Source organism: Microbacterium flavum (assembly GCF_018717645.1).
In the GTDB taxonomy this organism is placed as follows: domain Bacteria; phylum Actinomycetota; class Actinomycetes; order Actinomycetales; family Microbacteriaceae; genus Microbacterium; species Microbacterium flavum.
This window is the reverse complement of record NZ_JAFLHG010000006.1, coordinates 58,316-82,575: the sequence shown is the minus strand read 5'-3', so window position 1 is coordinate 82,575 and position 24,260 is coordinate 58,316. Positions and strand designations below refer to the sequence as shown.

Annotated in this window: 22 protein-coding genes and 2 pseudogenes; 8 read left to right on the top strand and 16 right to left on the bottom strand. The window is 71.2% G+C overall.

Features of this window, described 5'->3' with window-relative positions:
• Window positions 1–142: 142 nt before the first annotated feature.
• On the top strand, window positions 143–1,906 hold the full coding sequence (locus tag J0P97_RS07890) for a 2-isopropylmalate synthase (RefSeq protein ID WP_215487229.1): 1,764 nt from the start codon (window positions 143–145) through the stop codon (window positions 1,904–1,906).
• 51 nt (window positions 1,907–1,957) lie between these two features.
• Here the strand turns inward: J0P97_RS07890 and J0P97_RS07885 are convergent, their stop codons facing one another.
• From J0P97_RS07885 to J0P97_RS07845, 9 genes are all read right to left on the bottom strand, one after another.
• Complete coding sequence (locus J0P97_RS07885; protein WP_215487228.1) at window positions 1,958–2,305, bottom strand: amino acid transporter; 348 nt, start codon at window positions 2,303–2,305, stop codon at window positions 1,958–1,960.
• The gene (locus J0P97_RS07880; protein ID WP_215487227.1) at window positions 2,302–2,994 is read right to left on the bottom strand and encodes an acyl-CoA synthetase; all 693 of its coding nucleotides are present in this window, start codon (window positions 2,992–2,994) and stop codon (window positions 2,302–2,304) included. The genes J0P97_RS07885 and J0P97_RS07880 overlap by 4 nt, the downstream gene beginning before the upstream one ends.
• A 70-nt stretch (window positions 2,995–3,064) precedes the next feature.
• Window positions 3,065–3,502: a hypothetical protein gene (locus J0P97_RS07875; RefSeq protein ID WP_215487226.1), complete on the bottom strand. Its 438-nt coding sequence runs from the start codon at window positions 3,500–3,502 to the stop codon at window positions 3,065–3,067.
• Between the two features lies 1 nt (window position 3,503).
• The gene (locus J0P97_RS07870) at window positions 3,504–3,926 is read right to left on the bottom strand and encodes a VOC family protein (RefSeq protein ID WP_215487225.1); all 423 of its coding nucleotides are present in this window, start codon (window positions 3,924–3,926) and stop codon (window positions 3,504–3,506) included.
• Between the two features lie 4 nt (window positions 3,927–3,930).
• Window positions 3,931–4,311, bottom strand: coding sequence for a helix-turn-helix transcriptional regulator (locus J0P97_RS07865; protein WP_215487359.1), 381 nt, complete (start codon window positions 4,309–4,311; stop codon window positions 3,931–3,933).
• Window positions 4,312–4,380: 69 nt separating this feature from the next.
• Complete coding sequence (locus J0P97_RS07860) at window positions 4,381–5,355, bottom strand: Gfo/Idh/MocA family protein (protein ID WP_215487224.1); 975 nt, start codon at window positions 5,353–5,355, stop codon at window positions 4,381–4,383.
• Entirely contained in the window at window positions 5,352–6,104 is a 753-nt protein-coding gene (locus J0P97_RS07855; protein WP_215487358.1) for an alpha/beta fold hydrolase, read from the bottom strand. The genes J0P97_RS07860 and J0P97_RS07855 overlap by 4 nt, the downstream gene beginning before the upstream one ends.
• Window positions 6,105–6,162: 58 nt before the next feature.
• Window positions 6,163–6,465 carry a DUF427 domain-containing protein gene (locus J0P97_RS07850; RefSeq protein WP_215487223.1) on the bottom strand — a complete coding sequence of 101 codons (303 nt, stop codon included), beginning with the start codon at window positions 6,463–6,465 and terminating at the stop codon, window positions 6,163–6,165.
• Window positions 6,466–6,496: 31 nt separating this feature from the next.
• Complete coding sequence (locus J0P97_RS07845; protein WP_215487222.1) at window positions 6,497–8,077, bottom strand: MATE family efflux transporter; 1,581 nt, start codon at window positions 8,075–8,077, stop codon at window positions 6,497–6,499.
• Between the two features lie 140 nt (window positions 8,078–8,217).
• On the opposite strand from J0P97_RS07845, the gene J0P97_RS07840 reads away from it, so the two are divergent.
• Entirely contained in the window at window positions 8,218–9,195 is a 978-nt protein-coding gene (locus J0P97_RS07840) for a DUF808 domain-containing protein (RefSeq protein ID WP_215487221.1), read from the top strand.
• A 30-nt stretch (window positions 9,196–9,225) separates the two neighbouring features.
• Here J0P97_RS07840 and J0P97_RS07835 read toward each other — a convergent pair whose 3' ends face one another.
• Window positions 9,226–11,475 (bottom strand): HAD-IA family hydrolase, encoded by a 2,250-nt coding sequence (locus J0P97_RS07835; RefSeq protein WP_215487220.1) that lies wholly within the window; start codon window positions 11,473–11,475, stop codon window positions 9,226–9,228.
• 315 nt (window positions 11,476–11,790) lie between these two features.
• On the opposite strand from J0P97_RS07835, the pseudogene J0P97_RS15570 reads away from it, so the two are divergent.
• Window positions 11,791–12,144 (top strand): annotated as a pseudogene (locus J0P97_RS15570) (NUDIX hydrolase); the annotation flags it as partial.
• A gap of 407 nt (window positions 12,145–12,551) precedes the next feature.
• On the opposite strand, the gene J0P97_RS07825 reads toward J0P97_RS15570, so the two are convergent.
• The 4 genes from J0P97_RS07825 to dhaK are packed head-to-tail and all read right to left on the bottom strand — an operon-like array spanning window position 12,552 to window position 16,497.
• Window positions 12,552–14,054 (bottom strand): SDR family NAD(P)-dependent oxidoreductase, encoded by a 1,503-nt coding sequence (locus J0P97_RS07825; protein ID WP_215487218.1) that lies wholly within the window; start codon window positions 14,052–14,054, stop codon window positions 12,552–12,554.
• Between the two features lie 25 nt (window positions 14,055–14,079).
• Window positions 14,080–14,841, bottom strand: coding sequence for an HPr family phosphocarrier protein (locus J0P97_RS07820; RefSeq protein ID WP_215487217.1), 762 nt, complete (start codon window positions 14,839–14,841; stop codon window positions 14,080–14,082).
• Window positions 14,838–15,503 carry a dihydroxyacetone kinase subunit DhaL gene (dhaL, locus tag J0P97_RS07815; protein WP_308163506.1) on the bottom strand — a complete coding sequence of 222 codons (666 nt, stop codon included), beginning with the start codon at window positions 15,501–15,503 and terminating at the stop codon, window positions 14,838–14,840. Before dhaL ends, J0P97_RS07820 begins: the two co-directional genes overlap by 4 nt.
• Window position 15,504: 1 nt before the next feature.
• A complete protein-coding gene (gene dhaK, locus J0P97_RS07810) occupies window positions 15,505–16,497 on the bottom strand; it encodes a dihydroxyacetone kinase subunit DhaK (RefSeq protein ID WP_215487215.1) in 993 nt (330 codons plus the stop codon).
• 101 nt (window positions 16,498–16,598) lie between these two features.
• On the opposite strand from dhaK, the gene J0P97_RS07805 reads away from it, so the two are divergent.
• Window positions 16,599–17,783 (top strand): low temperature requirement protein A, encoded by a 1,185-nt coding sequence (locus J0P97_RS07805; protein WP_246540031.1) that lies wholly within the window; start codon window positions 16,599–16,601, stop codon window positions 17,781–17,783.
• Window positions 17,784–17,822: 39 nt separating this feature from the next.
• On the opposite strand, the gene J0P97_RS07800 is transcribed toward J0P97_RS07805, so the two are convergent.
• The gene (locus J0P97_RS07800) at window positions 17,823–18,731 is read right to left on the bottom strand and encodes a LysR family transcriptional regulator (protein WP_215487214.1); all 909 of its coding nucleotides are present in this window, start codon (window positions 18,729–18,731) and stop codon (window positions 17,823–17,825) included.
• A gap of 73 nt (window positions 18,732–18,804) precedes the next feature.
• Between J0P97_RS07800 and J0P97_RS07795 the strand changes: the two genes are divergently transcribed.
• Window positions 18,805–19,866 (top strand): EamA family transporter, encoded by a 1,062-nt coding sequence (locus J0P97_RS07795; protein WP_282836697.1) that lies wholly within the window; start codon window positions 18,805–18,807, stop codon window positions 19,864–19,866.
• Here the strand turns inward: J0P97_RS07795 and J0P97_RS07790 are convergent.
• Window positions 19,828–20,625, bottom strand: a pseudogene (locus J0P97_RS07790) (ROK family protein); the annotation flags it as partial. The gene J0P97_RS07795 and the pseudogene J0P97_RS07790 overlap by 39 nt on opposite strands.
• Window positions 20,626–21,026: 401 nt before the next feature.
• Here J0P97_RS07790 and J0P97_RS07785 point away from each other — a divergent pair.
• From J0P97_RS07785 to J0P97_RS07775, 3 genes are read left to right on the top strand one after another with little or no spacing between them, the layout of a single operon-like run.
• Window positions 21,027–22,307, top strand: a complete 1,281-nt coding sequence (locus tag J0P97_RS07785) for an ABC transporter substrate-binding protein (protein ID WP_282836699.1) — start codon at window positions 21,027–21,029, stop codon at window positions 22,305–22,307.
• A gap of 3 nt (window positions 22,308–22,310) precedes the next feature.
• The gene (locus tag J0P97_RS07780; RefSeq protein ID WP_215487213.1) at window positions 22,311–23,222 is read left to right on the top strand and encodes a carbohydrate ABC transporter permease; all 912 of its coding nucleotides are present in this window, start codon (window positions 22,311–22,313) and stop codon (window positions 23,220–23,222) included.
• Entirely contained in the window at window positions 23,222–24,145 is a 924-nt protein-coding gene (locus J0P97_RS07775; protein WP_372449682.1) for a carbohydrate ABC transporter permease, read from the top strand. Before J0P97_RS07780 ends, J0P97_RS07775 begins: the two co-directional genes overlap by 1 nt.
• The last annotated feature ends 115 nt before the right edge of the window (window positions 24,146–24,260 follow it).

Genomic DNA, 24,260 nt, shown 5'->3' with positions numbered 1-24,260 from the left:
CTGAGGAGTTGTGGTAACGTTCCCGTCATGCGCTCCCTCGAGCTCCTTCTTCGCCGCCACGGCGGGGCATAGCCGGACCGGCTCCCCGACGTGGAGCCGAAGCATGCGCCGGTCCCCCTCATCCGGACTGAAGAAGGACCCCATGAACACGAGCACGCTCTCCCACCTGACGACCCCGGCGGGCTCCCTCCCCGCTGACGCCCCGGCGTGGAACCGCCAGCGACACTCGCGGATGCCGTCGCAGCGGTACCGTGACTTCTCCTCCCGCGTCGAGGTGCCCCTGACCGCGCGCGCGTGGCCGACCAAGCGCTTCACCGCCGCGCCGCTGTGGGTTCCCGTCGACCTTCGCGACGGCAATCAGGCCCTCGCCGAGCCCATGGATCCGGAGCGCAAGCGGCGCTTCTTCGACCTGCTGGTTCGGATGGGCTATAAGGAGATCGAAGTCGGATATCCCTCGGCCTCGCAGACCGACCATGATTTCGTTCGCCTGATCGCCGATGCCGATCTCGCGCCGGAGGATGTCACGATCGTCGTCTTCACCCCGGCCCGCCGCGACCTGATCGAACGCACCGTCGCATCGATCCGGGGCATCCGCAACCAGGTCGTCATCCACATGTACGCGGCGACCGCACCGGTCTGGCGTGATGTCGTGCTCGGCCGCGACCGCGCGGAGCTGAAGAAGCTGATCCTCGACGGCGGCCGGGATGTGCGCGATCTCGCGGGCGACCTGCCGAACGTGCGCTTCGAGTTCTCGCCCGAGGTCTTCACCCTCACCGAGCCCGACTACGTGCTCGAGGTCTGCGATGCGATGACGGAGCTGTGGGATGCCACACCGGAGCGCCCGGTGATCCTGAACCTCCCGGCGACCGTCGAGATCGCGAGCCCGAACGTCTACGCGGACCAGATCGAGTACATGCACGAGAACCTGGCGCGGCGCGATGCCGTGATCCTGTCGGTGCACCCCCACAACGACCGCGGCACCGGCGTCGCCTGCGCGGAGCTCGCCGTGCTCGCCGGGGCTCAGCGCGTCGAGGGATGCGTGTTCGGCAACGGCGAGCGCACCGGAAATGTGGACATCGCGACGCTCGCGCTGAACCTGCACGCCCAGGGCATCGACCCGATGATCGACTTCTCGGACATCGACGAGATCCGCCGCACGGTCGAGTACTGCAACCGCATCGAGATCCATCCGCGTCACCCCTACGTGGGCGATCTCGTGCACACGGCCTTCAGCGGCACCCACCAGGACGCGATCAAGAAGGGCTTCGCGGAGCACCGCGCACGGGCCGCCGCCGAGGGCCGCTCGGAGAGTGAGATCGCGTGGAGAGTGCCGTACCTGCCGATCGATCCCGCCGACCTCGGGCGCAGCTACGACGCCGTGATCCGCGTGAACTCCCAGTCCGGCAAGGGCGGGGTCTCGTACCTGCTGGAGAGCGAGTACGGGATCGAGCTGCCCCGCCGACTGCAGATCGACTTCGCTCGGCACGTCCAGCGGCACACGGATGCCAGCGGCGGCGAGGCCACCGCCGCCGAGCTCTGGGAGATCTTCCGCGCGGCGTATCTCGCGCGACCGGCCGGAAGCGACGGCCCGGCTCTCCTGGGGTACGACACGACGGGCACCGCGACGACGATCGCGCTCCGGATCCACGGCGGTGAGCACCGCAGCGTTCACGAGGGGATCGGACCGGTGGAAGCACTCACCCGGGCGCTCGCGCAGCACGGCAGCCGCATCGAGGTGCTCAGTCTGCACCAGAGCAGCCTCGGCACCGGCACCGGCACCGACGCGCTCACCCTCATCGAGTATCGCGATGACGACGGGCCCCGATGGGCGGCAGGCACCGACCGCTCGGTGCTCACCGCCAGCCTCAACGCGGTGCTCCGCGCCGCGGCTTCCCCCGCCCGCTGAGCCGGGGCGCGGGCCGCGCGATCCCCGCCCGTCGACTGCGAGACGGCGGGGTCAGGCGCGGGGGTCGGATGCCGAGGGGTCCGACCCGTCGGCGCGGCCCGCGCCGCCGTCGGCGTCCTCATCCGGCAGGAGCACGGCGCGGTCGACCTGCTTGGTCACCTGCGCCGGGTCGACGGCCAGCATGAGCAGCGCGATGATGACGAGGGTGGCGATGAAGGAGATCCCCGCGACCACGAGCGACACGACGATGACGTGCAGCCGCTCGTCGCCGCTGAGGTCCTGGAAGAAGCCCATCGACACGAGCGCGATGATGCCTCCGAAGGCGGCCGCGGCGAACGCGAAGCCGAGCAGCTGCACCGGCTTCATCAGATCGCGACGGGTCGGACGGTTCTCGCTCATGCGGGCTCTCCTGCTGTCGGAGCGGCCTGACCGGCCGCGGCGTCCCCCTGGCGTCCCGCCGGGCTCGGCGCATCCTCGGTCGTCGACGCCTCCGAGTCCACCGGCGCGGGGCGCGGGGAGAAGCCCGCGATGCCGAGGAACACGGCGACGATCGCCGCATAGCCTCCGAACACCCCGACGCCGATCGCGATGCCGGTGAGCGCGAACTCGCCCGCACCGTCGATCACGTAATGGAGGTCGTAGCCCGGGTTCACGACGAGCAGACCCAGGGCGAGCGCGATCGTGACCGCGCCGATCAGCACGCCGTCACGGGCGTGCGGATCGCGGGCGCGGCGCGCGCGCAGACCGCCGACGAGCTCGATGATCCCCGAGATCGCGGCCCACGCGATGACGACGGAGAAGAACAGCACCGTCGATCGCAGCGGGGGGATGCCGGTGACCATGCCGGCGACGCCGGTGACGATGCCGAGGAGCACCGGCACGGCCCGCGACCCGGCGGGGAAGACGAGCCACGCCGACAGGAGGAACGCGAGAGACGTGGCGATCGCGAAGCCGCTGAACACCGCGAGACCGAGCTGGGCGGAGTGGTCCGCGGAGAAGGTGATCATGATCGCCGCGATCGCCGCGAACAGGGCGCGCACCAGTTGCAGGTGGCGCACCTCGAGGGTGCGCGGCGGGGCGTCGGTCACAGGGAGCTCATCCGGACGGGGCGGGAGGGAACCCTTCCAGTCTAGGTCGTCCCCACCGCCCGCCCGCGGTTCAGGCCACGGCCTGGGCGACGAGGGTGCGGATGCGCTCGTCCACGGCGGGGGTCACCGCCACCACCGCGAAGGAGACGGGCCACATGTCGCCGTCGTCGAGGTGCGCATCCTCGGTGAAGTTCACCGTCGGGTAGCGGGTGTCGAACTTCGCCGCCGGCTGGACGAAGACGACCACTTTCCCGTCCGCCGCGTACGCCGGGAAGCCGTAGTAGGTCTTCGGGTTCAGGTCGGGCGCGAGTTCGGTCACGATCCGGTGCACCGCGCGGGCGAGATCGCCGTCGACCCCGCCCAGCGCGTCGATCGCCTCGGCGCACGCTTCCAGCTCCTTGGCGAGCTTGGCCGCGCCCTTGAGGCCCTTCGTGGAGCGCAGCTCGTCGGCGCGCTGGGCCATCGCCGCGCGCTCATCGGCGCTGAAGCCGCTCTTCGTGTCGGACATGTCAGGCCTCCGGGGTCGGGTTCTGCTGGATGCGGATGAGGTTGCCGGCGGGATCGCGGACGGCCGCGTCGCGGATGCCGTAGTCCTGGTCGATCGGCTCCTGGACGATGTCGGCGCCGGAGCGCTCGAGCTGCGCGAAGACCGCGTCGAGGTCATCGGAGCCGAGGTTGATCCCGAAGTAGCTGCCCTTGGCGACGAGTTCGGCGAGGGTGCGACGCTCGTCCTCGGAGACGTCGCGCCCGACGCCGACGGGGTGCAGGACGATCGCCGTGTCCGGCTGGCCGACGGGTCCGACGGTGATCCAGCGGAGGTCGCCGCGGCCGATGTCGAGGCGCACCTCGAAGCCGAGGACGTCGCGGTAGAACGCGAGGGATGCCTCGGCATCCGTCTGGGGAAGGAAACTCGAGTGAATGGTGATGCTCATGCGTTCACGTTAGGGTCGTGGGCCGCGGGGGCGCTTCTCGATTCCTGACCGGTCTGGTCAGCTGGCGCACGAGGCACGGCGCCATCCCGGGCCTGAACGGCGCACCGCGCTCGCGATAGACGCTCGGCGGCACCCCGACGAGCTCGGTGAAGCGCGTCGAGAACGTCCCGAGAGACTGATACCCGACGGCGATGCTCACGTCCGTGACCGAGGCATCCGTCGTCCGCAGCAGGGACATCGCGCGCTCGACGCGCCGCGTCATGAGGTAGGCGTACGGCGTCTCCCCGTACGCGAGGAGGAACTGCCGCGACAGGTGTCCGGCGGAGAGGTGCACGTCGCTCGCGAGGGACGGGATGTCGAGCGGCCGCGCGTACTCGCGATCCATCCGGTCTCGCACGCGACGGAGCCGGATGAGGGTGTCGAGGTCCTGACCGGTCGGCACGCGTGGCCTCTCTCAGCGAGGTCCGCGACGGAGGGCCTCGACCGCGCGGAGCACCGCCAGTGTGCGCTCCTGATCGGGTACGGGGTCCTCTCCGCGGACGAGCTCGGCGAATCGGCGCACCTCGTAGACCATGTTGTTGTCGGCGGCCTCGATGCGCTCCGCGGTACGTGTGCCGTCGCGCAGCGACAGGGCGATCTCGCGCGGGGCGGTGACCTCGTCGAAGTCGATCGTCCCGAGCTCGCCCTGGATCTCGTTTGGCCGATGCGAGACGCCGATCTTCGAGAACGAGACCTGCGCCGCGAAGGCGGGGTACCCGAGGACCGCCGCACCCGCGCCGTCGGCGCCCGTCGCGATCGTCACGAGGTGCCCCGCGACGGTGTCCGGCGCGCCGAACAGGTGGACGAGGGCGCTCAACGGGTAGACGCCGAGGTCGAACAGAGCGCCGCCGGCGAGCGCGGGATCGAAGATGTTGGGGGTCTCTCCCGCGAGCACGAGGTCGTACCGCGCCGAGTACTGCGACTGGCCGAACGACACGAGTCGCACAGCCCCGATGCGGGGCAGGAGCTCCGCGACCCGGGCGAGGCCCGGATCGTACGCGTTGCGCATGCCTTCGAAGACGACGATGCCCCGATCCCGGCCCGTCTCGGCGAGCTCGGCGAACTCGGCCGCCGTCGGGGTCGCGGGCTTCTCGAGGAAGACGTGCACGCCCGCCTCGAGCGCACGACGCGCCTGCGCGGCGTGCGCGCCGTTCGGGGAGCCGATGTACACGGCGTCCACCTCTCCCGAACGCAGCAGCGCGTCGAGATCCGTGGCCGCGCGGGGGACCCGGAGGCGCTCTGCGAAGGCGGCGCCGCGCTCTTGGTCCCGTGAGTACACGACCTCGATGCGGATGTCATCGCCGGCGCCGTTCGCGGCGGCCACGGCATCCGCGAACTTCTCGGTGATCGTGCTCGTGCCGATCGTCGCCAGGCGGAGGGGAGTCGTCATCGCCCCTCCTGGAGGAAGGCCAGCGCCTGCTCGCGGAGGACGCGGGAGCCGGGAGCGTTGAAGTGATGACGGTCCGGGATCTCGAGGAAGCGCCCCTGGGGCGCGGCCGCGGCCAGCGCGCGCGAACCGGGGATGATGGCGTCCTGGGACCCGGTCGCGAACAGCACCGGCTGCTGCGGGGCGTGCGCCGGATCCGGGTCGACGGTCTTCGTCTCGCGGAGGCCGCGCGCGATCGCGAGCAGCGCCCGCAGATCGTTGCCCGGCACGCGCTCGGTGAGCCGCACGTAGTTCTGCGTCACGGGGTCCGTCACCGGTATTCCCTCTTCGGCATACGCGCGGACCTGCTCGATGTCGAGGCGGGCGAGGGGGATGCCGTCGGGCACCCCGCCCAGGATCGCGCGGGGGATCCGCGGGGCGATGTCCTGGACCACCTCCCACCCGACGCGCGCGCCGAGCGAGTAGCCCACGTAGAACGCCTCATCGACGAGGTAGGTGTCGAGGACCGTCTCGACGTCGCCCGCGAGCTGCGAGAGGGAGTAGTCGGATGCCTCGTGCGGCTTGTCGCTGGCACCGTGCCCCCGCTGGTCGAGCCCGATGACCCGGTACCCGGCGCGGAGCAGGTCGCGCACCCACCCGGTCGCGACCCAGTTGTCCTTCGTGCTCGAGGCGAAGCCGTGGACCACCACCGCGACGGGGTCGTCCAGCTCACCCCACGAGTAGGTGGCGATGCGGTGGCCGTCGCCGACCATGATGAACTGCGGATCGGGCAAGGCGGTCAGCTGCGGCAGGACCGCAGGGACGCCCGTCTCAGTCGATGACACGGATCTCCTTCCAGAAGGCGACGTACCCCGAGAAGTCCTTCCCGACCCGCTCTCTTCCCGACTCGTAGGGGTGGGGGTAGCTCCACGCCCGGTCGGTCAGCTCGCGGTCGTCGACGCGCACCGTGTAGTACTGGCACACGCCCTTCCATGGACAGGTGTACGGCGTCGGGCTCTCGACGAGGTAGTCGCTGTTGACGCTCGAGGGCGGGAAGTACCAGTTGCCCTCGATCGAGATGAGCTCCTCGCGCGGCGCCTCGGCGATGACGGTATCTTCGAGCACGGCCTTCATGGCATGTTCCTTCCCCTCGGATGGGGCCAGGCTACTCCGGCCGACGGGTGCCGCGGGGGGGGCGGGCGTCGCGGCGGGCCCGCGAGTGCACGTGCACCGCCTGATCGCCGCGGCGACGGCGCCACGGGGAGAGGGCCGGCGCGCTCTCGTCGGCGGACCCCGCGGCCGGAGGCGACAGCACGGGGAGCGGAGCCGTGATCACGGCATCCACCACCATCGACCCGTCCGTCGGGCCGATGACGGGGATCGCGGTCGTCTCGGTGACCTCCGCGGGGTCGACCGGCATGCGCGCGAGCCGACGGTGCGCGCGCAGGTACGCCGGGACGAGCACGAGGCACGCACCGATCCAGGCCAGCGGGTTCGACCACACGACGCCCTCGAAGCCGAGCAGGTGCCCGAGGACGAGCGCGGCGCCCACGCGCATCGCGAGCTCGATGATGCCCGTGACTGTGGGGATCACCGTCGACCCGAGCCCCTGCAGCGACCCGCGCAGCACGAAGAGGATCGCGAGCGCCCAGTACCAGAAGCCGTTCACGTGGAGCATGAGGGTCGCGAGTTCGACGACGCGGTCCGAGCCGTCGCCGATGAACAGCCGCACCACGACGCCGCCGAACGCGATCAGCAGCGCCCCGAGGACGACACCCGAGCCCACTGCCATCACGGTCGCCTGGCGGACGCCGCGGCGGATGCGATCGGGCCGGCGGCCGCCGAGGTTCTGCGCCGCGTACATGGAGGCCGCGAGGCCCAGCGACTGCAGGAGCGCCACCGCGAGCCCGTCGACCCGGGAGGCGGCGGTGTAGGCGGCGACGGCCTCGCCGCCGAGCAGGTTGAGGGCGACCTGCACCGTCAGCGTGCCGATCGCGATGATGGAGGCCTGGAACCCCATCGGCAGCCCGAGGCGGAGGTGTTGGGCGAGGTCCCGCCGGGTCACCCGCCAGTCGAAGCGGCGCACGTGCAGCACCGGAAGGCGGCGACGCACGAACTCGAGACAGAGGATGACCGAGATCGCCTGGGCGACGCACGTCGCGAGGGCGGCGCCCGCGACGCCCCAGTCCAGCGGTCCGACCATGAGGATCACGAGCGCGACGTTGATGACGCACGAGAGGGTGAGGAACACGAGCGGCGTCCGGGAGTCGCCGATCGCGCGGATGATCGCCGCGAGGTAGTTGAACGCCATGATCGCACCTGCCCCGAGGAAGCTGATCTGCGCGAAGACGGTCGCATCCGCCATGAGCTCGGGCGGGGTCTGCAAGAGCGTGAGGGCGGCGCCGGACAGCATCGGGGCGAAGACGGTGAGCACGACCGTTGTCGCCGCCGTCAGGATCGCACCCGTGGCCACCGAGCGTCGCACTGCCGCGAAGTCGCGCGCACCGAAGGCCTGCGCGGTCGGGATCGCGAACCCGCTCGTCATCCCCCACGCGAACCCCAGAAGGAGGAAGAGCAGGCTGCCGGTCGCTCCCACGGCCGCGAGCGCGTCGACGCCGAGATGGCGCCCGACGACGACGGCGTCGGCGAACTGATAGAGCTGCTGGACGACGTTGCCGATCAGCAGCGGCACCGAGAACGCGAGGATGCCGCGCCACGGGCTGCCGGTGGTGAGGGTGCGGGACATGGAGCTTTCTTCGGGGGAAACAGCGAACGGCGCCCCGAAGGGGACGCCTCGGCATCCACGATATCGAATCGATTCGACGATGGCAAGCCGGCGGCACGGCCGTCCGGGAGGCCGTCCGCGGGACCGGGTACTGTGAGGGCATGTCCGTAGGTCTGCTCGCCGTCGTCGACGACATCCTCAGCGCCGCCCTGAAAGCGTCGGCGAAGTCGGCGGGCGTCGTCATCGACGACGCGGCCGTCACGCCGCAGTACGTTCAGGGCCTCTCGCCCGCGCGGGAGCTGCCGGTCGTCGGGCGGATCGCGCTCGGCTCGCTCGCGAACAAGTTCCTCGTGATCATCCCGATCGCGCTCCTGCTCACCGCCTTCGCGCCGTGGGTGCTGCCCTGGCTGCTCATCGTCGGTGGCAGCTATCTGTGCTTCGAGGGCGCCGAGAAGGTGCTCGAGTGGTTCGGGTTCCATCACGGCGGTCACGACGGCGAGGAGGCGCGCGACGAGAAGCGCCTCGTGGCCGGAGCCGTCCGCACCGACCTCATCCTCTCCGCCGAGATCATGCTCATCGGCCTCGCGGCGATCGACCCGACGCTCGACTTCTGGATGCGCCTCGCCGTCCTGGCCGTCATCGCGCTGGCCATGACCGCGCTCGTCTACGGCGCCGTCGCGCTGCTCGTGAAGATCGACGACATCGGCCTGCGCATGGCCCGCGGCGACTCCCCGCGCGTGCGGCACACCGGCATGCGGATCGTCCGATCGATGCCCGCCGTCTTCCGCGGGATCTCGATCCTCGGGACGATCGCCATGCTCTGGGTCGGCGGTCACCTGGTCCTGCAGAACCTCGGCGAGGTCGGGTGGCATGCGCCGATCGATCTGCTGCACGGACTCGAGCACCTCCTCGAGCCCGCCGGCGGCGTCGTGGTGTGGCTGGGCGACACCCTCGTCTCGGCGATCGCGGGCCTCGCCTGGGGCCTCGTGATCGTCGGGATCACCCTCCTCATCGGCAAGGCCTTCGGAAAGAACCTCAGCTTCGCCGAAGGTCACGCCAGTCCCGCCGGCGATGCCGGATCCTCCGGGGCCGGTGCCGCCGGAGCCCCCGCGGCGGGGCAGGCGCCCCCGCGGCACTGACCCGCAGGGGAGTTCCGAGCCGAGCGCGGGTCACGCGCCGATCGTGACCGCGATCCCGGGCTCCGCCGACGCCACGCGGATCCCGGAGGCATCCGGAACCACCCACGTCGCGCCGGTCCCCGCCGCGTGCGGGCCGATGCCGATCACGCGCATGCCCGCCGCCAGACCCGCCGCGATCCCATTCGGCGAGTCCTCGACCACGATGCACGACGCCGGGTCGACGCCGAGGGCGCGCGCCGCCGCGAGGAAGCCCTCGGGGTCGGGCTTGCTGCGGGTGACGTCCTCGGCCGTGATCGCGAGGGACGGCACGGGGAGTCCGGCGGCATCCATCCGCGCCTGAGCGAGCGCGAGGGAGGCCGAGGTCACGAGGGCGTGCGGGAGTCCGCGGAGAGCGGCGAGGAGCGCGGCGGCGCCGGGGATCGCGACGACACCGTCGGTCTGCGCCGTCTCCGCCGCGAGGAGCTCCCGGTTCTCGGCGAGGTTCACCTCGTGCGGGCGGTCGGGCAGAAGCAGGGCCATCGAGTCCTGACCCTGACGTCCGTGGATGATCGAGAGCGTGCGCGCGGGGTCGATGCCGTGCCCCTCGGACCACTGTCGCCAGAGCCGCTCGACGACCTCGTGCGAGTCGACGAGCGTGCCGTCCATGTCGAGCAGGAGGGCCGCCGCGGTCGTCTCGGCCGGCGCGGCGGCGTTCCCGGCCGGGTCGCCGGGGTTCCCGGCCGGCGCGGCGCTCTCCGGTCGGGCGGTGTCGGCCCGCTCCGATGTGAGGACCGATGCCGGCACCCGGAGGATCTCCCACCCGCCGCCGAGCGGCGGGATGTGCCACCCGGCATCCACAGCCCCCGCGCCGGAGTCCGCCGCGCGGTGGACGATCGCGCGGTGCGGGGATGTCGTGTCGACGATGTGGATCAGGACGGAGCCGTCGTCGCGGCGCTCCCCGCGCGTCGCGAGGACGAGTCGCGTGGGCGCGGCGTGCGAAGAGCAGGCCGGATCGGCGATTCCGGCGGCGTCGACGACCGAACCGGACGTTCCGGCCTGCTTTCCGGCCGCGGCGGCGCCGGCATCGGCCTCGAACTCCACCTCGGTCTCGGTCCAGCTGCCGCCGACCTTCAGCTCGCCGACGCCCGGCAGGTCGAGCGTCCACCCGTCGGCGGTGTCGGTGAGGGTGAGCCCGTCGGCGTCGAACGGGGCCTGTCGAAGGATGCCGAGGTCGGCGCGCGAGTCCCACGTGTCGTGCGAGACGTGCAGGGCCGTCGGCACCGGGATCTTCGACGTCGGTGCGGCCTCGGCATCCACCGTCGCGGCGTCGGCGACCGCGACGGCGTCGACGAACGCCCAGAACGCGCGGAGGGTCGCCTGCGTGTCGAGGGTGGCTCCGTGATAAGCGATGACGAGATCGCTCTCCGGGATGATGAGGCCGAACTGCCCTGCGGCTCCGTCGAGGCGGTAGCCGTGACGGCTCCGCCACATCTGGTATCCGTATCCGAGGGACCAGTCGTTGACCTCGTCCTCGGCAGCGGCGGGTCCGTCGAACTCCGCGGTGTCCGACCAGACCCGGCTCATCTCGTCGACGTACGCGCGCGGCGCGACCTGGGCGCCGCCGAAGACTCCGCCGGCGCCCAGCATGATCGCCGTGCGGGCGATGTCGTCGACGGTGAGGTGGAACCCGGAGGCGCCCGTCTCGATGCCGTCGACCGAGCTCATCCAGCGGTCGCCGATTCCGAGCGGCTCGAGCAGCCGGGGCCGAAGGTACGCGGTGAGCTGCTCGCCGGCGAGGCGCGCGATGATCGCGGAAAGCGCGTACGTGGCCGGTGAGTTGTAGGCGAACCGGGTGCCGGGGGCCCGCTCGGGAGCAGTGGCGAGGAGGCCGGCGGGCGAGAACCCGTACCGCTCGATCTGTTCGGGGCTGTGGCCCGTGTTCATCGTCAGCAGGTGACGGACCGTGATCCCGTGCGGGTTCGGCAGGCCGAGCAGATCCCCCACCGAATCGTCGAGACCCAGCCGCCCCTCGTCGACGAGGAAGCCGATGGCGAGCGAGGTGTACGTCTTCGAGACCGAGTAGACGAGTGCGGGCTGCTCGAGCCGATACGGAGCCCAGGCCGTCTCGAAGGCCACCACCCCGCCCCTCGCGACGAGCAGGGCGTGGGGGTCGAGACCCTCCTCCTGGAGCCGGTCCGCGAGAGCGGCGAGGGCTGCGGCCGGGATGCCGACCGCCTCCGGCGCACGACGCTCGAGCGGCGGGAACGATGTGGGGCGCGGGTGCGGCGAGGTCGAAGTCATCCCCTCCACTGTACGTCGGCGGGTCGCCGCGGGCCCGCCGCGTCGGTGGCGGCTGCAGAACTTCGGCGGATTCGCGGCCGAGCGGCTCTGAAGGCCGGAGCTTGCGCCGGGCCCGCCCGCTCTCGCGGAGCTCTGGCGATGCCCCGTCCGGCGTCGCCCAGGCGGCCCCGGCGCCGGGCCGGAGGCCGAGGATGTTACGGTGCGGGGGTGTCCGCCGAACCCGCTGAGCCCGCCGGAACCCCCGCCCCGACGCCGGCCGCGGCCCCGGCCGGGCCCCTCGCGGCGACGCCCCGCGAGATCCGGGTGTCGGCGGCCGTGATCACCGACGCGACGGGGCGACTGCTGCTCGTGCGCAAAGCCGGGACGAGCGCGTTCATGCAGCCCGGCGGCAAGCCCGAGCCGGGCGAATCACCGGCCGCGACGCTGGCCCGCGAGCTGGCCGAGGAGGTCGGTCTGATCGTGCCCGCCGCCGACCTCGAGCCGCTCGGCGAATTCCGCGCCGCGGCTGCGAACGAACCGGGCTTCGTCGTCGTCGCCGACGTCTTCCGGGCGGATATCGGCGACCAGATCCCGGTGCCGGATGCCGAGATCGACGAGCTCCGCTGGGTCGCACACGCGGGGGCATCCGAGATCGAGGTCGCTCCGCTCGCCGCCGCGTACTTCCTGCCTCCGGCGCCGTTCACCCTCGACGGCTCGCGGATCGACGGCATCGCCTCGTTCTACGACGAGGTGAACCGCGTGCTCATGACCGGGGAGGACTGGACCCTCGGCCCCAGCCTGGATGCCCTCGACGATCTGCTCTACGGCGGCATCGGGTCCCTCCGCGGCGTGCAGCGGCCGACGATCGTCCTCAGCCACCACCGCACCGTGCGCGCGGCGCTGGGCGCCCCGGCGACCCGTGCCTTCTACCTCGGCAAGCTCGCGCGCCCCGACGTGTACGCCGTCGACCGCTTCCGCGCCGATCTCGCGGCGCTCGACGCAGGAGACGGCCCCACCTACTTCGACCTCGTCCTCGCCGTGTTCGCCGACCACCCCGACATCACGCTCGTCCTCGACTGACGCTCACCCGCCCGGGCTCACCACGAGCTCTTGCGATAGTCCTTCAGGAAGATTCCGAACAGATCCTCGCCGGCTTCACCGCGCACGATCGGGTCGTAGACCCGAGCCGCACCGTCGACGAGGTCGAGGGGTGCGTGGAAGCCCTCCTCTGCGAGGCGCACCTTGGTGAAGTGCGGGCGCTCGTCGGTGATCCAGCCGGTGTCGACCGCGGTCATGAGGATGCCGTCGGTCTCGAACATCTCGCGGCCGCTGGTGCGGGTCAGCATGTTCAGGGCGGCCTTGGCCATGTTGGTGTGCGGATGGCCCGGACCCTTGTATCCGCGGCCGAACACCCCCTCCATCGCCGAGACGTTCACGATGTACTTGCGGCGGGCGGGCGACGCGGCCATCGCCGGCCGCAGCCGCGACACGAGGAGGAACGGCGCCGTCATGTTCGCCAGCTGCACCTCGAGCATCTCGAGGGGTTCGACCTGATCCACCGACTGGGTCCAGCTGTTGATGTGGTTCTCATCGGGCACGAGGCCGCCCGCGTCGATCGCCGTCCCGGCGGCGAGGCGTTCGAGCGACGACGACCCCGCGGCCATCGCCTCGGCGGTGAGCTCGTCGGCCGTCCTCGCGGCGGCGGCGAGGATCGGATGGCTCGACACCGACTGCGCCAGCGCGAGCGGGTGCGCATCGTTGGTGTGCCCGAAGGTCAGGAGCTCGGGGAGCGGACCCTGCGGGAGGGGCGCGAGCTCGGCATCCACCAACGGCTTGTAGGCGCCCGCGGAGCGCCGCACCGTCTGCGCCGCGTTGTTGATCAGGATGTCGAGGGGCCCGTCGGCCGCGACAGCGTCGGCGAGCCCGATCACCTGGGCCGGATCGCGCAGGTCGATGCCGACGACCTTCAGCCGGTGGATCCAGTCGGCCGAATCGGGCAGTGCCGAGAACCGGCGGACGGCGTCGCGCGGGAAGCGGGTCGTGATCGTCGTGTGCGCGCCGTCGCGCAGAAGCCGCAGCGCGATGTACATCCCGATCTTCGCGCGGCCACCGGTCAGCAGGGCGCGTCGGCCGGTCAGGTCCGTGCGCGCGTCGCGCTTGTCGTGGCTCATCGCGGCGCAGTCGGGGCAGAGCTGGTGGTAGAAGGCATCCACCGTCGTGTAGGGCTGCTTGCAGATGTAGCAGGCGCGCGGCTTGATGAGCTCCCCGGCGGTCGGGGCGGCGGTGCGCGCTGCGAGGGGGATGCCGCGGGTCTCGTCGTCGATGCGGTCAGGCGCTCCGGTCGCCGTCGCCGCGACGACGGCGCGGTCGGCGTCGGCGATGCGCTGACGCTTCTCCTTGCGCGCGAGGCGCTTGACGTCCTTGTAGAGCTTCCCGGTCTGTCGGCGCAGAGCGATGTAGGCGGGGTCGTCGTGGTCGAGGTCGGATGCCGCGTCGATGACCCGCAGCGCGATCTCGAGCTCGGTCGGGTCGATCGTCACCCCCGGCCGCTCGGGCGCGTCGGCGCGCGCGGCGGGGTCGTCGGGAGTCGTTTCGGGCACACGGAATTCTACCCGGCGCGACACGTCAGCCGGATTCGCCGAAACCGCCCCCGATGAGGGCGACGAGCGCGTCGACCGCGGCCGCCGCACCCTCCTCCTCGGCCCGGACGGCGAGCGTGTGGCCCCCCTCCGCCCCGAGCGCGAGGAGCGAGATCAGGCTGTTCGCCGCCGCCGGGCCGTGCCCGTTGGTCAGGTCGGTGAGGGTGGGCGCGGGATGGTGCCCGCTCGCGGCCTTCACGACGAGCGAGGCGGGCCGCGAGTGCAGCCCCAGCGGGTTGAGGAGGGTCACCTCGCGCTCGATGACGTCTCCGTCGTCGGATGCCGGGGCGGACGACGGCGCGGCGTCCGCGGGCACGGCCGGCGCAGAGACGTCGGCCGGCGCAGGAGCCCCGTCCTCGCCGTGCGGCTGCTTCGCCGCGAGGGCTCCCGCCGCCTCGGCCGCGACCTCGTCGAGGGTCCCCCCGGTCGCCGCCCGGACGATGCCGGCGGTCGCTCCCTCCACGAACGGTCCGCCGCTGATGCGCACCGGCTGGGTGCTCTCGCGCAGCTCGAGCGCGAGCTCCGAGCTGAGGACGGCCGATCCCAGATCCGTGAGGACGAGCACGCCGTCGGCGTCCGCGAGCTCGTCGATCGCCGCGGCGATGGCGACGGCATCCGTTCCGAAGCCGCCATCCGCGCCCGCGGCGACCCGCACCGGCGGTGCGTCGCCGTGGATCATCTGCATCGCGAGCTCGACGGCGGCGTGTGCCAGCGGTTCGCTGTGCGAGACGACGACGAAACCGATCACGCGCCGGCTCCCCCATCGTCTGCGAGCGTGTCGGCGAGGGTCTGCAGCAGCAGGGCCGACGATGCGGCGCCCGGATCGATGTGCCCCGCGCTGCGCTCCCCGAGGTAGGACGCCCGCCCCTTCCGGGCGACCAGCGGCTCGGTCGCGTCGCGACCCGCCGCAGCAGCCTCGGCCGCGCCCGCGGCCGCGGCTGCGGGCGCGGCTCCGGATGCCGCGGCATCCTGCAGAGCCGCCACGGCCGGGTCGAGGGCGTCGATCATCGTCTTGTCGCCGAGCTCCGCATGGCCGCGCCCGACGATGCCGGCGACACCCGCCGCGACGATCGACGCGAATCCGTCGGCATCGACCTCGTTCGCCGCCGGGGCGGCCTTGCCCATGTCGAGGAAGAGCGTGCCGTAGAGCGATCCGCTCGCGCCGCCGACCTTGGAGATCAGGGTCATCCCCACCGACTTCAGCAGAGCCTGCAGCGTCGGGGACTCGTCCGCGGGCGCGGCGTCGAGCTTCGCGACGACGGCCGCGAAGCCCCGCGCCATGTTCGTTCCGTGGTCGGCGTCACCGATCGCCGAGTCGAGCGCGGTGAGCTCCTCGGCGTGCGCGGCGAGCACGTCGGCCGACCGGCGCAGCCAGGTCTCGAGCTGCGCGGCGGTGACCTCCCCCGCCACGTCAGAGCCCCCAGCGGAGCGCGGTCGTGCGCACCGGGGCATCCCACAGCCGCAGGATCTCGTCGTCGGCCTTCACGAGCGTGAGCGAGCAGCCGGCCATATCGAGGCTCGTGATGTAGTCGCCGACGAGGACGCGCGCGACGCTGATGCCGCGCTCGGAGAGCGCGTCGGCGATGTCGGCGTAGATGACGTACAGCTCGATCAGCGGCGTCGCGCCGAGCCCGCTCAGCAGCGCGATGACGGGTGCGCCGGTGAAGTCGGCGTCGTCCGCGATCGCGGTGACGATGTCGTGCGCGATCCCGCGCGCGTCCTCCAGCGGCACGCGCCTGCGCCCCGGCTCCCCGTGGATGCCGACGCCGACCTCCATCTCGTCCTCCGGCAGGTCGAAGCTGGGGTGTCCCACGGCCGGCACGGTGCAGCTCGTCAGCGCGACGCCCATCGAGCGGCCCGCCTTCGACACGCGCTCGGCGATCGCGGCGACCTCGGCCAGCGTCCTGCCTTCGGCGGCGGCGGCGCCGGCGATCTTCTCGACGATGACCGTGGTGCCGACGCCGCGACGCCCCGCCGTCCAGGTCGAGTCCTCGACCGCGACGTCGTCGGCGACGATGACGGATGCGGTCTCGATGCCCTCGTCGGCGGCGAGCTCGGCCGCCATCTCGAAGTTGAGCACGTCGCCGGTGTAGTTCTTCACGATGAAGAGCACGCCCGCCCCCGCGTCGACACGCGTCGCCGCGGCGAGCATCTGGTCGGGCGTGGGCGAGGTGAAGATCTCCCCCGCGCATGCCGCGTCGAGCATGCCGGGGCCGACGAATCCGCTGTGCAGCGGCTCGTGCCCCGTCCCCCCGCCGGAGATCACCGCGACCCGGTTCTCGCGGGGCTCGGTCGCGACCACGAGGCGGTTCTCGATGTCGACGGACAGTTCGGGATGCGCCGCCGCGACACCCCGCAGCGCGTCGGCGAGCACCGTGTCGGGCGAGTTGATGAGCTTCTTCATGCGCGGTCTCCTCTTCGTCGAGTCGTGAGCGTGCGCCCTCTCGCATCCTCCCCCCTCGCCGCGGCGGTGTCGAGCGCCCCGCACCCGCTACCCTGACGCCCATGACGCCTTCGACGCCTCCGCCGCCGACGCGCTCCCGGCTCGTCCCGATGCGCCCGCGGAATCCGCACGAGCCGCACCGCGCGGCATCCACCCTCGAGCTGTTCTTCGACCTCGTCTTCGTCGTCGCGGTCAGCATCGCGTCGGTTCAGCTGCACCACGCGCTCACTCACGGCGACGTGCTGCACGGCGTCGTGACCTTCGCGATCGTGTTCTTCGCGATCTGGTGGGCGTGGATGAACTTCACGTGGTTCGCCACCTCCTTCGACACCGACGACTGGCTCTACCGGGTGCTGACCATCCTGCAGATGGGCGGCGTGCTCATCCTGGCCGCCGGCATCCAGCCGATGTTCGAGCACGCCGACTTCCGGGTCAGCATCGCCGGATACGTGGTCATGCGCCTCGCGATGGTGACGCAGTGGCTGCGCGCCTCCCGCTCGGCCGGAGCCGCGCGGCGCGCGACCCTCATCTACGCCGGGGGCATCGCCTGCGTCCAGGTGCTGTGGCTCCTCTCGCTCCTCCTTCCCGCGGCGCTCTCCCCCGCCGCGATCGTCGTCCTCATCGGCCTGGAGATCGCTGTTCCGGTCATCGCGGAGCGGACCGGCCACACCCCCTGGCATCCGCACCACATCACCGAGCGGTACGGCCTGTTCACGCTGATCGTCCTCGGCGAGAGCCTTCTCGCCTCGGCGAACGCCATCATCGAGGCGCTCCACGAGACGGACGACCTGGCCCCGCTCATCGGCATCGCCGCCCTGACCCTGGTGACGACGGCAGCGCTCTGGTGGATCTACTTCTGGCCGCCCCACCACCACGCCATCGGCGGGCTGCGCGCCTCGATCTTCTACGGATACGGGCACTACTTCGTCTTCGCCGCGGCGGCCGCCTTCTCCGCCGGCATCGAGGTCGAGATCGACACGCTCACCGACGCGAGCGAGCTCCACGAGCCCTGGGCCGCCTTCACGTACACGGTGCCGGTCGCCGTCTTCGTCCTCGGTGTGTGGCTGCTCGCGATCCGGCGCTACGCGGATGCCGTGGTCAACGTCGTGGTGCCCGTCGGCGCCCTTCTCATCCTCATCGACCCGCTGCTACCCCTGCCGATCGCGATGACGGCCGTGATCCTCATCGTCATCGTCGCAGTGCTCGTGTGGCGGCCGCCCGTGGAGCCCCCCTCCCCCGCGCACTGAGGCCCCAGAGCTCCGCGACGCCCGGTCGCGGGCGACGGGTCAGCGCATCCGCGACGCGGCGACGAGAGCGTCCAGCACCGCCCGGAGGGCGGGGGAGTCCTCCTGCGTGCGCCGGTGCACGACGAGCACGTCGCGCGTCGACGCCGGCGCCTCGGTGGGGATGGCGACGACGTCCGGACCGAGCTCCTCGCGGCCCAGCCGGGGGACGAGGGCGACCGCGAGCCCGGCGCGGGCGATGTCGACGTGGTTCTCGAACTCCATCGACTCGTAGGCGATCCGCGGCGCGCCCGGCACGCCGTCGAACAGGCGTCGCAGCCACTGGCGGCAGATCGTGCCGTCGAAGGTGGCGACCCACCGCTCGGCGGCGAGGTCGTCGGGGCGGAGGGTCGCCCTCCCGGCGAGGGGGTGGTCCCGGTGGAGGATCACGTCCGCGACATCCGTGAACAGCGGCGTCGCGACGAGGTGCTCCGGCATCGCGAGCGCGACTCCGCCCCAGCGGTGCACGATCCCGAGGTCGCGCCCGCCGGACGCGACGAGGGCGATCGTCTCCCAGGGCTCGCTCTCGCGCAGCGGCAGGGAGAGGCCGGGGTGCCGCGCCGCCAGGTCGGAGATGACGGGGACGAGAAGCCCGCGCACGACGGTCGAGAAGGCGGCGATCCGGATCTCGCCGGAGACCGTCGCGTCGCCGTCGGCGAGCTGGAGGTCGGCGCCCAGGCGGTCGAGGTCGGCGAGGATGGGCGCCGCCGCGACGACGAGCCGCGTCCCCGCATCGGTGAGCACGACGCCTCGCCCGACGCGCTCCAGGAGGGCGATCCCGGTGCCCCGCTCGAGCCTCTTGATCTGCTGGGAGATCGCGGACGGCGTGTATCCGAGGGTCGATGCCGCCGCGACGACGCTGCCGCCGGTCGCGACAGCGCGCAGGGCGACGACGGCCTCGAGATCGATCATGAAGGGATGCTACATGGTGAGGCATCCGAATCATCGCTTGTGCTTCATCGACCAGAACTCCGATGCTGAACGAGTGAGCAGACGCGACATGATGCTGGCCGCTGCGGTGGCCTCGCTGTGGGGGTTCAACTTCGTCGTCATCGACTGGGGCATGCGCGGCGTTCCCCCGCTCCTGTTCGTCGCGATCCGCTTCGTCGTCGTCGCGGCGGCGGTCGTCGTGGTACCCCGCCCCCGCACCTCGTGGCGGACGGTCGTCGGTGTCGGTCTGTTCATGTGCCTCGGTCAGTTCGGGCTGCTGTACACCTCGATGGCGCTCGGACTCCAGCCCGGGCTCGCCGCGCTCGTCCTGCAGGCGCAGGCGGTGTTCACGATCGCCTTCGCCGCGCTCGCGCTGCGCGAGAGGCCGACCCCGCTGCAGGCGATCGGCGTCGCGGTGGGGGTCATCGGGCTCGCGATCGTCGCTGCCGGCCGCGGGGGGAACGCGCCCGCGCTGGCCGTCGCGCTCGCCCTCGCGGCGGCCGCGTCGTGGGCGATCGGCAACGTCATCTCGCGCCGGGCCGGCGTCGTCGCGGGCCGCGGGCGTCTGGGCGGCCTGTCGCTCACCGTCTGGTCGGCGCTCGTCGTGCCCGTCCCCGCGCTCGGGCTCTCCCTCGCCGTGGAGGGGCCGGATGCCATCGGGCTCGGTCTCGCGGCCTTCGGCTGGTCATCGGTGCTCTCCACCCTGTACACGGCCGTCCTCTGCACGATCGTCGGCTACTCGATCTGGAACGGACTGCTCTCCCGCAACCGGTCCGCGGCGGTCGTGCCGTGGGTGCTGCTCGCCCCGGTGGTGGCCATGGCCTCCGCCGCCCTCCTGCTGGGTCAGATCCCGACGCCCGCCGAGCTGACCGGCGGCGCGCTCCTCATCGGCGGGGTGCTCGTCTCCTCGGCGCAGCCTCGCGCGCACCGCGCCCGGCGCGGATCAGGCCCGCGCTCCGACGAGCGACGCGACGATCGGGTCCTGGAGGAGGTGCGCGCGCGCAAGGTCGGCGGCGGCGGCGACCGCGCCGATCACGACGACATCCGCGCCGAGGGTCGAGATGACGAGTTCGGGGGCGGGGAGGTCGAGATCGGTGGGCAGCGCGGCGCGCGCTGAGGCGGCGACCTGCTCCACCCCGGCGGAGACGGCACCCGACACGACGACCACGCGCGGGTCGAACATGCTCCCGAGCACACTGACGATGCGGGCGAGCACGCGGCTGACGCGCTCGGTGACCCGCTGTGCGTCGCGGTCGCCCGCCGCCGCAAGTTCCAGCACGGCGCGCGCATCGAGGTGGTCTGCGCGCGCGAGCGCCCCCGCAGGGTCGGCCTCTCCCATGGCGATCGCCTCTCGCGCCCAGTGCGTGGTGAGGTACCCGAGCCCGTAGGCGGAACCGACACCGTCGACGTGGTCGAACGCGACCATCTCGCCGACACCGCCGTGCGCACCGCGCAGAACCCGGCCATCCACCACGACTCCGGCGCCGAGGCGATCGCCGGCAAGCAGCGACACGTAGTCGACGCACCCGCGGGCGGCGCCGTTCGCTCCCTCCGCCACCGCCGCGAGCGACGCGTCGTTGTCGATCCTCAGGAGCGGAGCCCACGCGAACAGGCCCAGAAGATCGGGGTTCATGAGGTCCCAGAAGCCGGTCCGATGCCGTGGTGAGCGCCCCGTCCGGTCGACCGGCGCCGGGACGCCGACGCAGAGCGCTGCGACGTCCGCGCGCTCCTTCCCCGCCTGGTCGAGGGCCGCGTCGACGACCGCCCCGATGAGGCGCCGCCGCTCGGGGACGTCCTCATTCGTCGCGTCGGCGTCGGCGTCGGCCCGGTAGGTGACGAGAGGCTGGGAACGGAGGTCGCTGACGACGACCGTCATGTGCCCGCGCCCGGCGTCGACCCCGACGAGGACCGCGGCGTCCTCCCGCAGTTCGAACCTCCGCGCGGGGCGGCCCTTCCGGTACTGACCCGCGTCGCGCGCATTGGCGAGCTCGCGGAGGACGCCGAGATCCACGAGCCCGTCGACGGCATCGATGACCGTCGAGCGGGTCATCCCGGTCGCCTCCATCGCGTCGCTCGCCGTGAACTCCCGCACTCCCCAGGCGTAGCCCCACACCGCGTCCTGGCTGGGCGAGCGGTTCACGGGTGGCATCAGGGGATCGGGCACGGGGTCTTGACCTTTCGTCGAATCTCCTGCAATACTGCCTGCAACCAATTGATTTGGCGAGTAAATCTAATCTTCGACGTTGGCAGGGATGCCAGCGTGATGGGAGGACGACGGTGTCTCTACTAGCGCGAAGAGGGCGGCGGCTGCTGGCGGCTCTCGCGGCGACGACCCTCGTCGCCGCGGCCCTGGCGGGCTGTTCGGCCGACGGAAGGGAGACGGTCCGCTTCACCTTCAGCAAGCGCGAAGCGCTCGACTTCATGAGCAAGGTCGTCGCCGACTACAACGCCTCGCAGGACAAGGTCGAGGTCGTCATGGACACCTCCGGCGTGGACGTCGTGTCGGCGAGCTTCGTCCGGGGGAACCCGCCCGACATCATGCTCGCCAACTACAACTACGAGATCGCGCGCTTCGTCGAGCGCTGCGCTCTGAGCGACCTGTCCGGCACCGAGGCCGCCGCGGAATCCGATCAGAACCTGCAGCCGCTCATCGACCAGTACGGCAAGTGCGACGGTCGCATCAGCGCGCTGCCGTACTCGGTCATGGCGGCATCCGTCATCTACAACACGCAGATCTTCGCCGACAACGGCCTCGAGGTCCCGACCACGTGGGACGAGCTGATCGCGGTGTGCGAGAAGCTCAAGGCCGCCGGGATCACCCCGTTCTACGCGACGTTCAAGGATGACTGGACGATCGGCCAGGGCTGGTACGACTACTCCGTCGGCGGCTCGCTCGATGTCCTCGACTTCTTCGAGCGGCTCAGGGCGCAGGGCGCGGATGTCGGCTCCGGATCGCCGGTCTCGTTCGAGAACGACTTCTCCGGCGCCACCGACAAGATGCTGCAGCTCACCTCGACGTACACGAACCCGGATGCCGACAGCCGCGGCTACGGAGACGGCAACCTCGCCTTCGCCAAGGGGCAGGCCGCCATGTACCTCCAGGGGCCGTGGGCGTTCAGCGAGATCGCCAAGACGGCCCCCGACCTGAAACTCGGGACGTTCCCGCTGCCGATGACCGCTGATCCCGACGATCGCAAGGTGCGGGTCAACATGGATCTCGCGGCGATGATCCCCGAGGGCTCTCGCCACCAGGAGGCGGCGCGCGACTTCCTGGAGTACCTGTTCGTCCCCGAGCGCATCGAGGCGTACAACGCCTCCCAGCTCGGGTTCACCCCGATCACGGGCGCCGCCGAACCCGACGACCCGCGGATCGCGGGCATGATCCCGTTCTACAACGCCGGGGAGATCTACCAGGGGCCGTCGGTCCTCGTGCCGAAGACCATCCCCGTCTTCAACTACGCGCAGGCGATGGTGTTCGGCGACTCGCCGACATCCATCCTGCGCACCATGGACCAGGACTGGGCGCGTCTCGCGTTCCGCCAGCCGAAGGAGGGCTGAGCGATGGCAACGACCACGACCCTCGTCACGCAGGGGGACCGGACCGCCCGGCGCAGCACCCGCCGTGTCGAGCCGATCTACTACCTCTTCCTGCTGCCGAGCCTTATCCTCTTCACGCTCGCCATCACGGTTCCCGGGGTCATCGGCATCTTCTTCAGCTTCACGGACTCGATCGGGATCGGCGACTGGAACTTCATCGGCCTGACGAACTACATCGCCCTGTTCAGCGACCCCGCGATCCTGCAGAGCTACCTGTTCACCTTCGGTCTGTCGATCGCCTGCGTCATCGTCGTGAACATCGCGGCGTTCCTGCTCGCGGTGGGACTCACCTCGCGGATCCGCTTCAAGACGGGGCTGCGCGCGATCTTCGTCATCCCGATGGTGATCTCGGGCATCATCATCGCCTACGTCTTCAACTTCCTGTTCTCCAACTCGATCCCCGCACTCGGCAGCGGCACGGGCATCCCGTGGCTCGAGTCGAGCCTGCTCGCCAACCCCGACCTCGCCTGGGTCGCGATCGTCATCGTCACGGCCTGGCAGGCGATCCCGGGCACCCTCCTCATCTACATCGCCGGGCTCCTGTCCGTTCCCGGTGATGTGTACGAGGCCGCCGACCTCGACGGCGCCGGCAAGACGCAGCAGCTGCTGCGGATCACCCTCCCCCTCGTCGCCGGCTATGTCGTGATCAACGTCATCCTCGGGTTCAAGGGCTTCCTCAACGCCTACGACATCATCGTCGGCCTCACCAACGGGGGCCCCGGCACCGCCACCCGCAGCATCGCGATGACGATCATCGCCGGGTTCAACGGCGGCGACTACGCCTACCAGATGGCCAACGCGACCATCTTCTTCATCGTCGCGGTGCTGATCTCCGTCCTCCAGCTCTCGCTCACGCGCGGAAGGAACCAGTTCTGATGACCACCTCGCAGCCGGCACTCGCCTTCGAGCAGGCCGAGATCACCGTCGACGCGGACCGAGCGGGCAGAACCCGCCGGGCGCGCTCACCGCGGACCGCGATGGAGCGGGTGAACTGGTCGGGGACGATCATCCTCATCCTCTGCGCCGTCACCGTCCTGCTCCCCCTCTACGTCACGATCTCCATGGCGTTCAAGACCACCGGCCAGGCGGTCGACGGCAACGCCTTCTCGCTGCCCGCCCCGTTCAGCATCGACGGGTTCGTCCAGGCGTGGAACCTCACGAAGTTCCCCGTCGGCGCATCCATCTCGCTCCTCGTGACCGCCGGCACCGTGGTCGCGACGATCATCCTCGCCGCGCTCGCCTCGTACGCGATCGTCCGCAACTGGGACCGACGCCTCTTCCGCTACTCGTTCTTCTACCTGCTCGCCGCGATGTTCATCCCGTTCCCCGTGGTGGCCCTGCCGCAGATCCAGCTCACGGGACGGGTCGGGCTCGACAATCCGTTCGGCGTCATGATCCTCGCGACCATGTTCCAGCTCAGCTTCAGCGTGCTGCTGTTCACCGCCTTCCTGCGCTCCATCCCGCTGGAACTCGAGGAGAGCGCGCGGATCGACGGCGCGACGACCTGGCAGACGTTCTGGAGGCTGATCTTCCCGCTCCTGGCCCCCATGAGCGCCACGGTCGGCATCTTCGCGTTCCTCTACGCATGGAACGACTTCATGATGCCCTCGCTCATCATCTCCGACCCGGCGCTGCAGACGCTCCCCGTGCGGCAGAACCTCTTCCAGACCCAGTTCAGCAACAACTACAACGTGTCGTTCGCGTCGTACCTCATGGCCATGGCGCCCGCGATCGTCGTCTACCTCTTCACGCAGCGCTGGGTCATGGAGGGCGTCACGCAGGGCGCCGTCAAGGGCTGATCGACCGTTCCGACCCCCGCTGAATCCCGACATCCGATCCCCGACATCCGATCCCCGACATCCGATCCCCGACACCCGACCCGAAAGGCACCTCTCCCCGTGACCGTCCCGACCG

Bases quoted from the DNA above. Each gene is read 5' to 3' on its own strand.
- J0P97_RS07885 (WP_215487228.1), bottom strand. From the start codon at position 2,305: ATGAGCGAGAACCGTCCGACCCGTCGCGATCTGATGAAGCCGGTGCAG.
- dhaK (WP_215487215.1), bottom strand. From the start codon at position 16,497: ATGAAGAAGCTCATCAACTCGCCCGACACGGTGCTCGCCGACGCGCTG.
- J0P97_RS07860 (WP_215487224.1), bottom strand. From the start codon at position 5,355: ATGACGACTCCCCTCCGCCTGGCGACGATCGGCACGAGCACGATCACC.
- J0P97_RS07855 (WP_215487358.1), bottom strand. From the start codon at position 6,104: ATGGTCGGCGACGGCCACCGCATCGCCACCTACTCGTGGGGTGAGCTG.
- J0P97_RS07805 (WP_246540031.1), top strand. From the start codon at position 16,599: ATGACGCCTTCGACGCCTCCGCCGCCGACGCGCTCCCGGCTCGTCCCG.
- J0P97_RS07865 (WP_215487359.1), bottom strand. From the start codon at position 4,311: ATGGATCGCGAGTACGCGCGGCCGCTCGACATCCCGTCCCTCGCGAGC.
- J0P97_RS07775 (WP_372449682.1), top strand. From the start codon at position 23,222: ATGACCACCTCGCAGCCGGCACTCGCCTTCGAGCAGGCCGAGATCACC.
- J0P97_RS07850 (WP_215487223.1), bottom strand. From the start codon at position 6,465: ATGAAGGCCGTGCTCGAAGATACCGTCATCGCCGAGGCGCCGCGCGAG.
- J0P97_RS07875 (WP_215487226.1), bottom strand. From the start codon at position 3,502: ATGTCCGACACGAAGAGCGGCTTCAGCGCCGATGAGCGCGCGGCGATG.
- J0P97_RS07870 (WP_215487225.1), bottom strand. From the start codon at position 3,926: ATGAGCATCACCATTCACTCGAGTTTCCTTCCCCAGACGGATGCCGAG.
- J0P97_RS07840 (WP_215487221.1), top strand. From the start codon at position 8,218: ATGTCCGTAGGTCTGCTCGCCGTCGTCGACGACATCCTCAGCGCCGCC.
- J0P97_RS07800 (WP_215487214.1), bottom strand. From the start codon at position 18,731: ATGATCGATCTCGAGGCCGTCGTCGCCCTGCGCGCTGTCGCGACCGGC.
- J0P97_RS07780 (WP_215487213.1), top strand. From the start codon at position 22,311: ATGGCAACGACCACGACCCTCGTCACGCAGGGGGACCGGACCGCCCGG.
- J0P97_RS07890 (WP_215487229.1), top strand. From the start codon at position 143: ATGAACACGAGCACGCTCTCCCACCTGACGACCCCGGCGGGCTCCCTC.
- J0P97_RS07845 (WP_215487222.1), bottom strand. From the start codon at position 8,077: ATGTCCCGCACCCTCACCACCGGCAGCCCGTGGCGCGGCATCCTCGCG.
- J0P97_RS07835 (WP_215487220.1), bottom strand. From the start codon at position 11,475: ATGACTTCGACCTCGCCGCACCCGCGCCCCACATCGTTCCCGCCGCTC.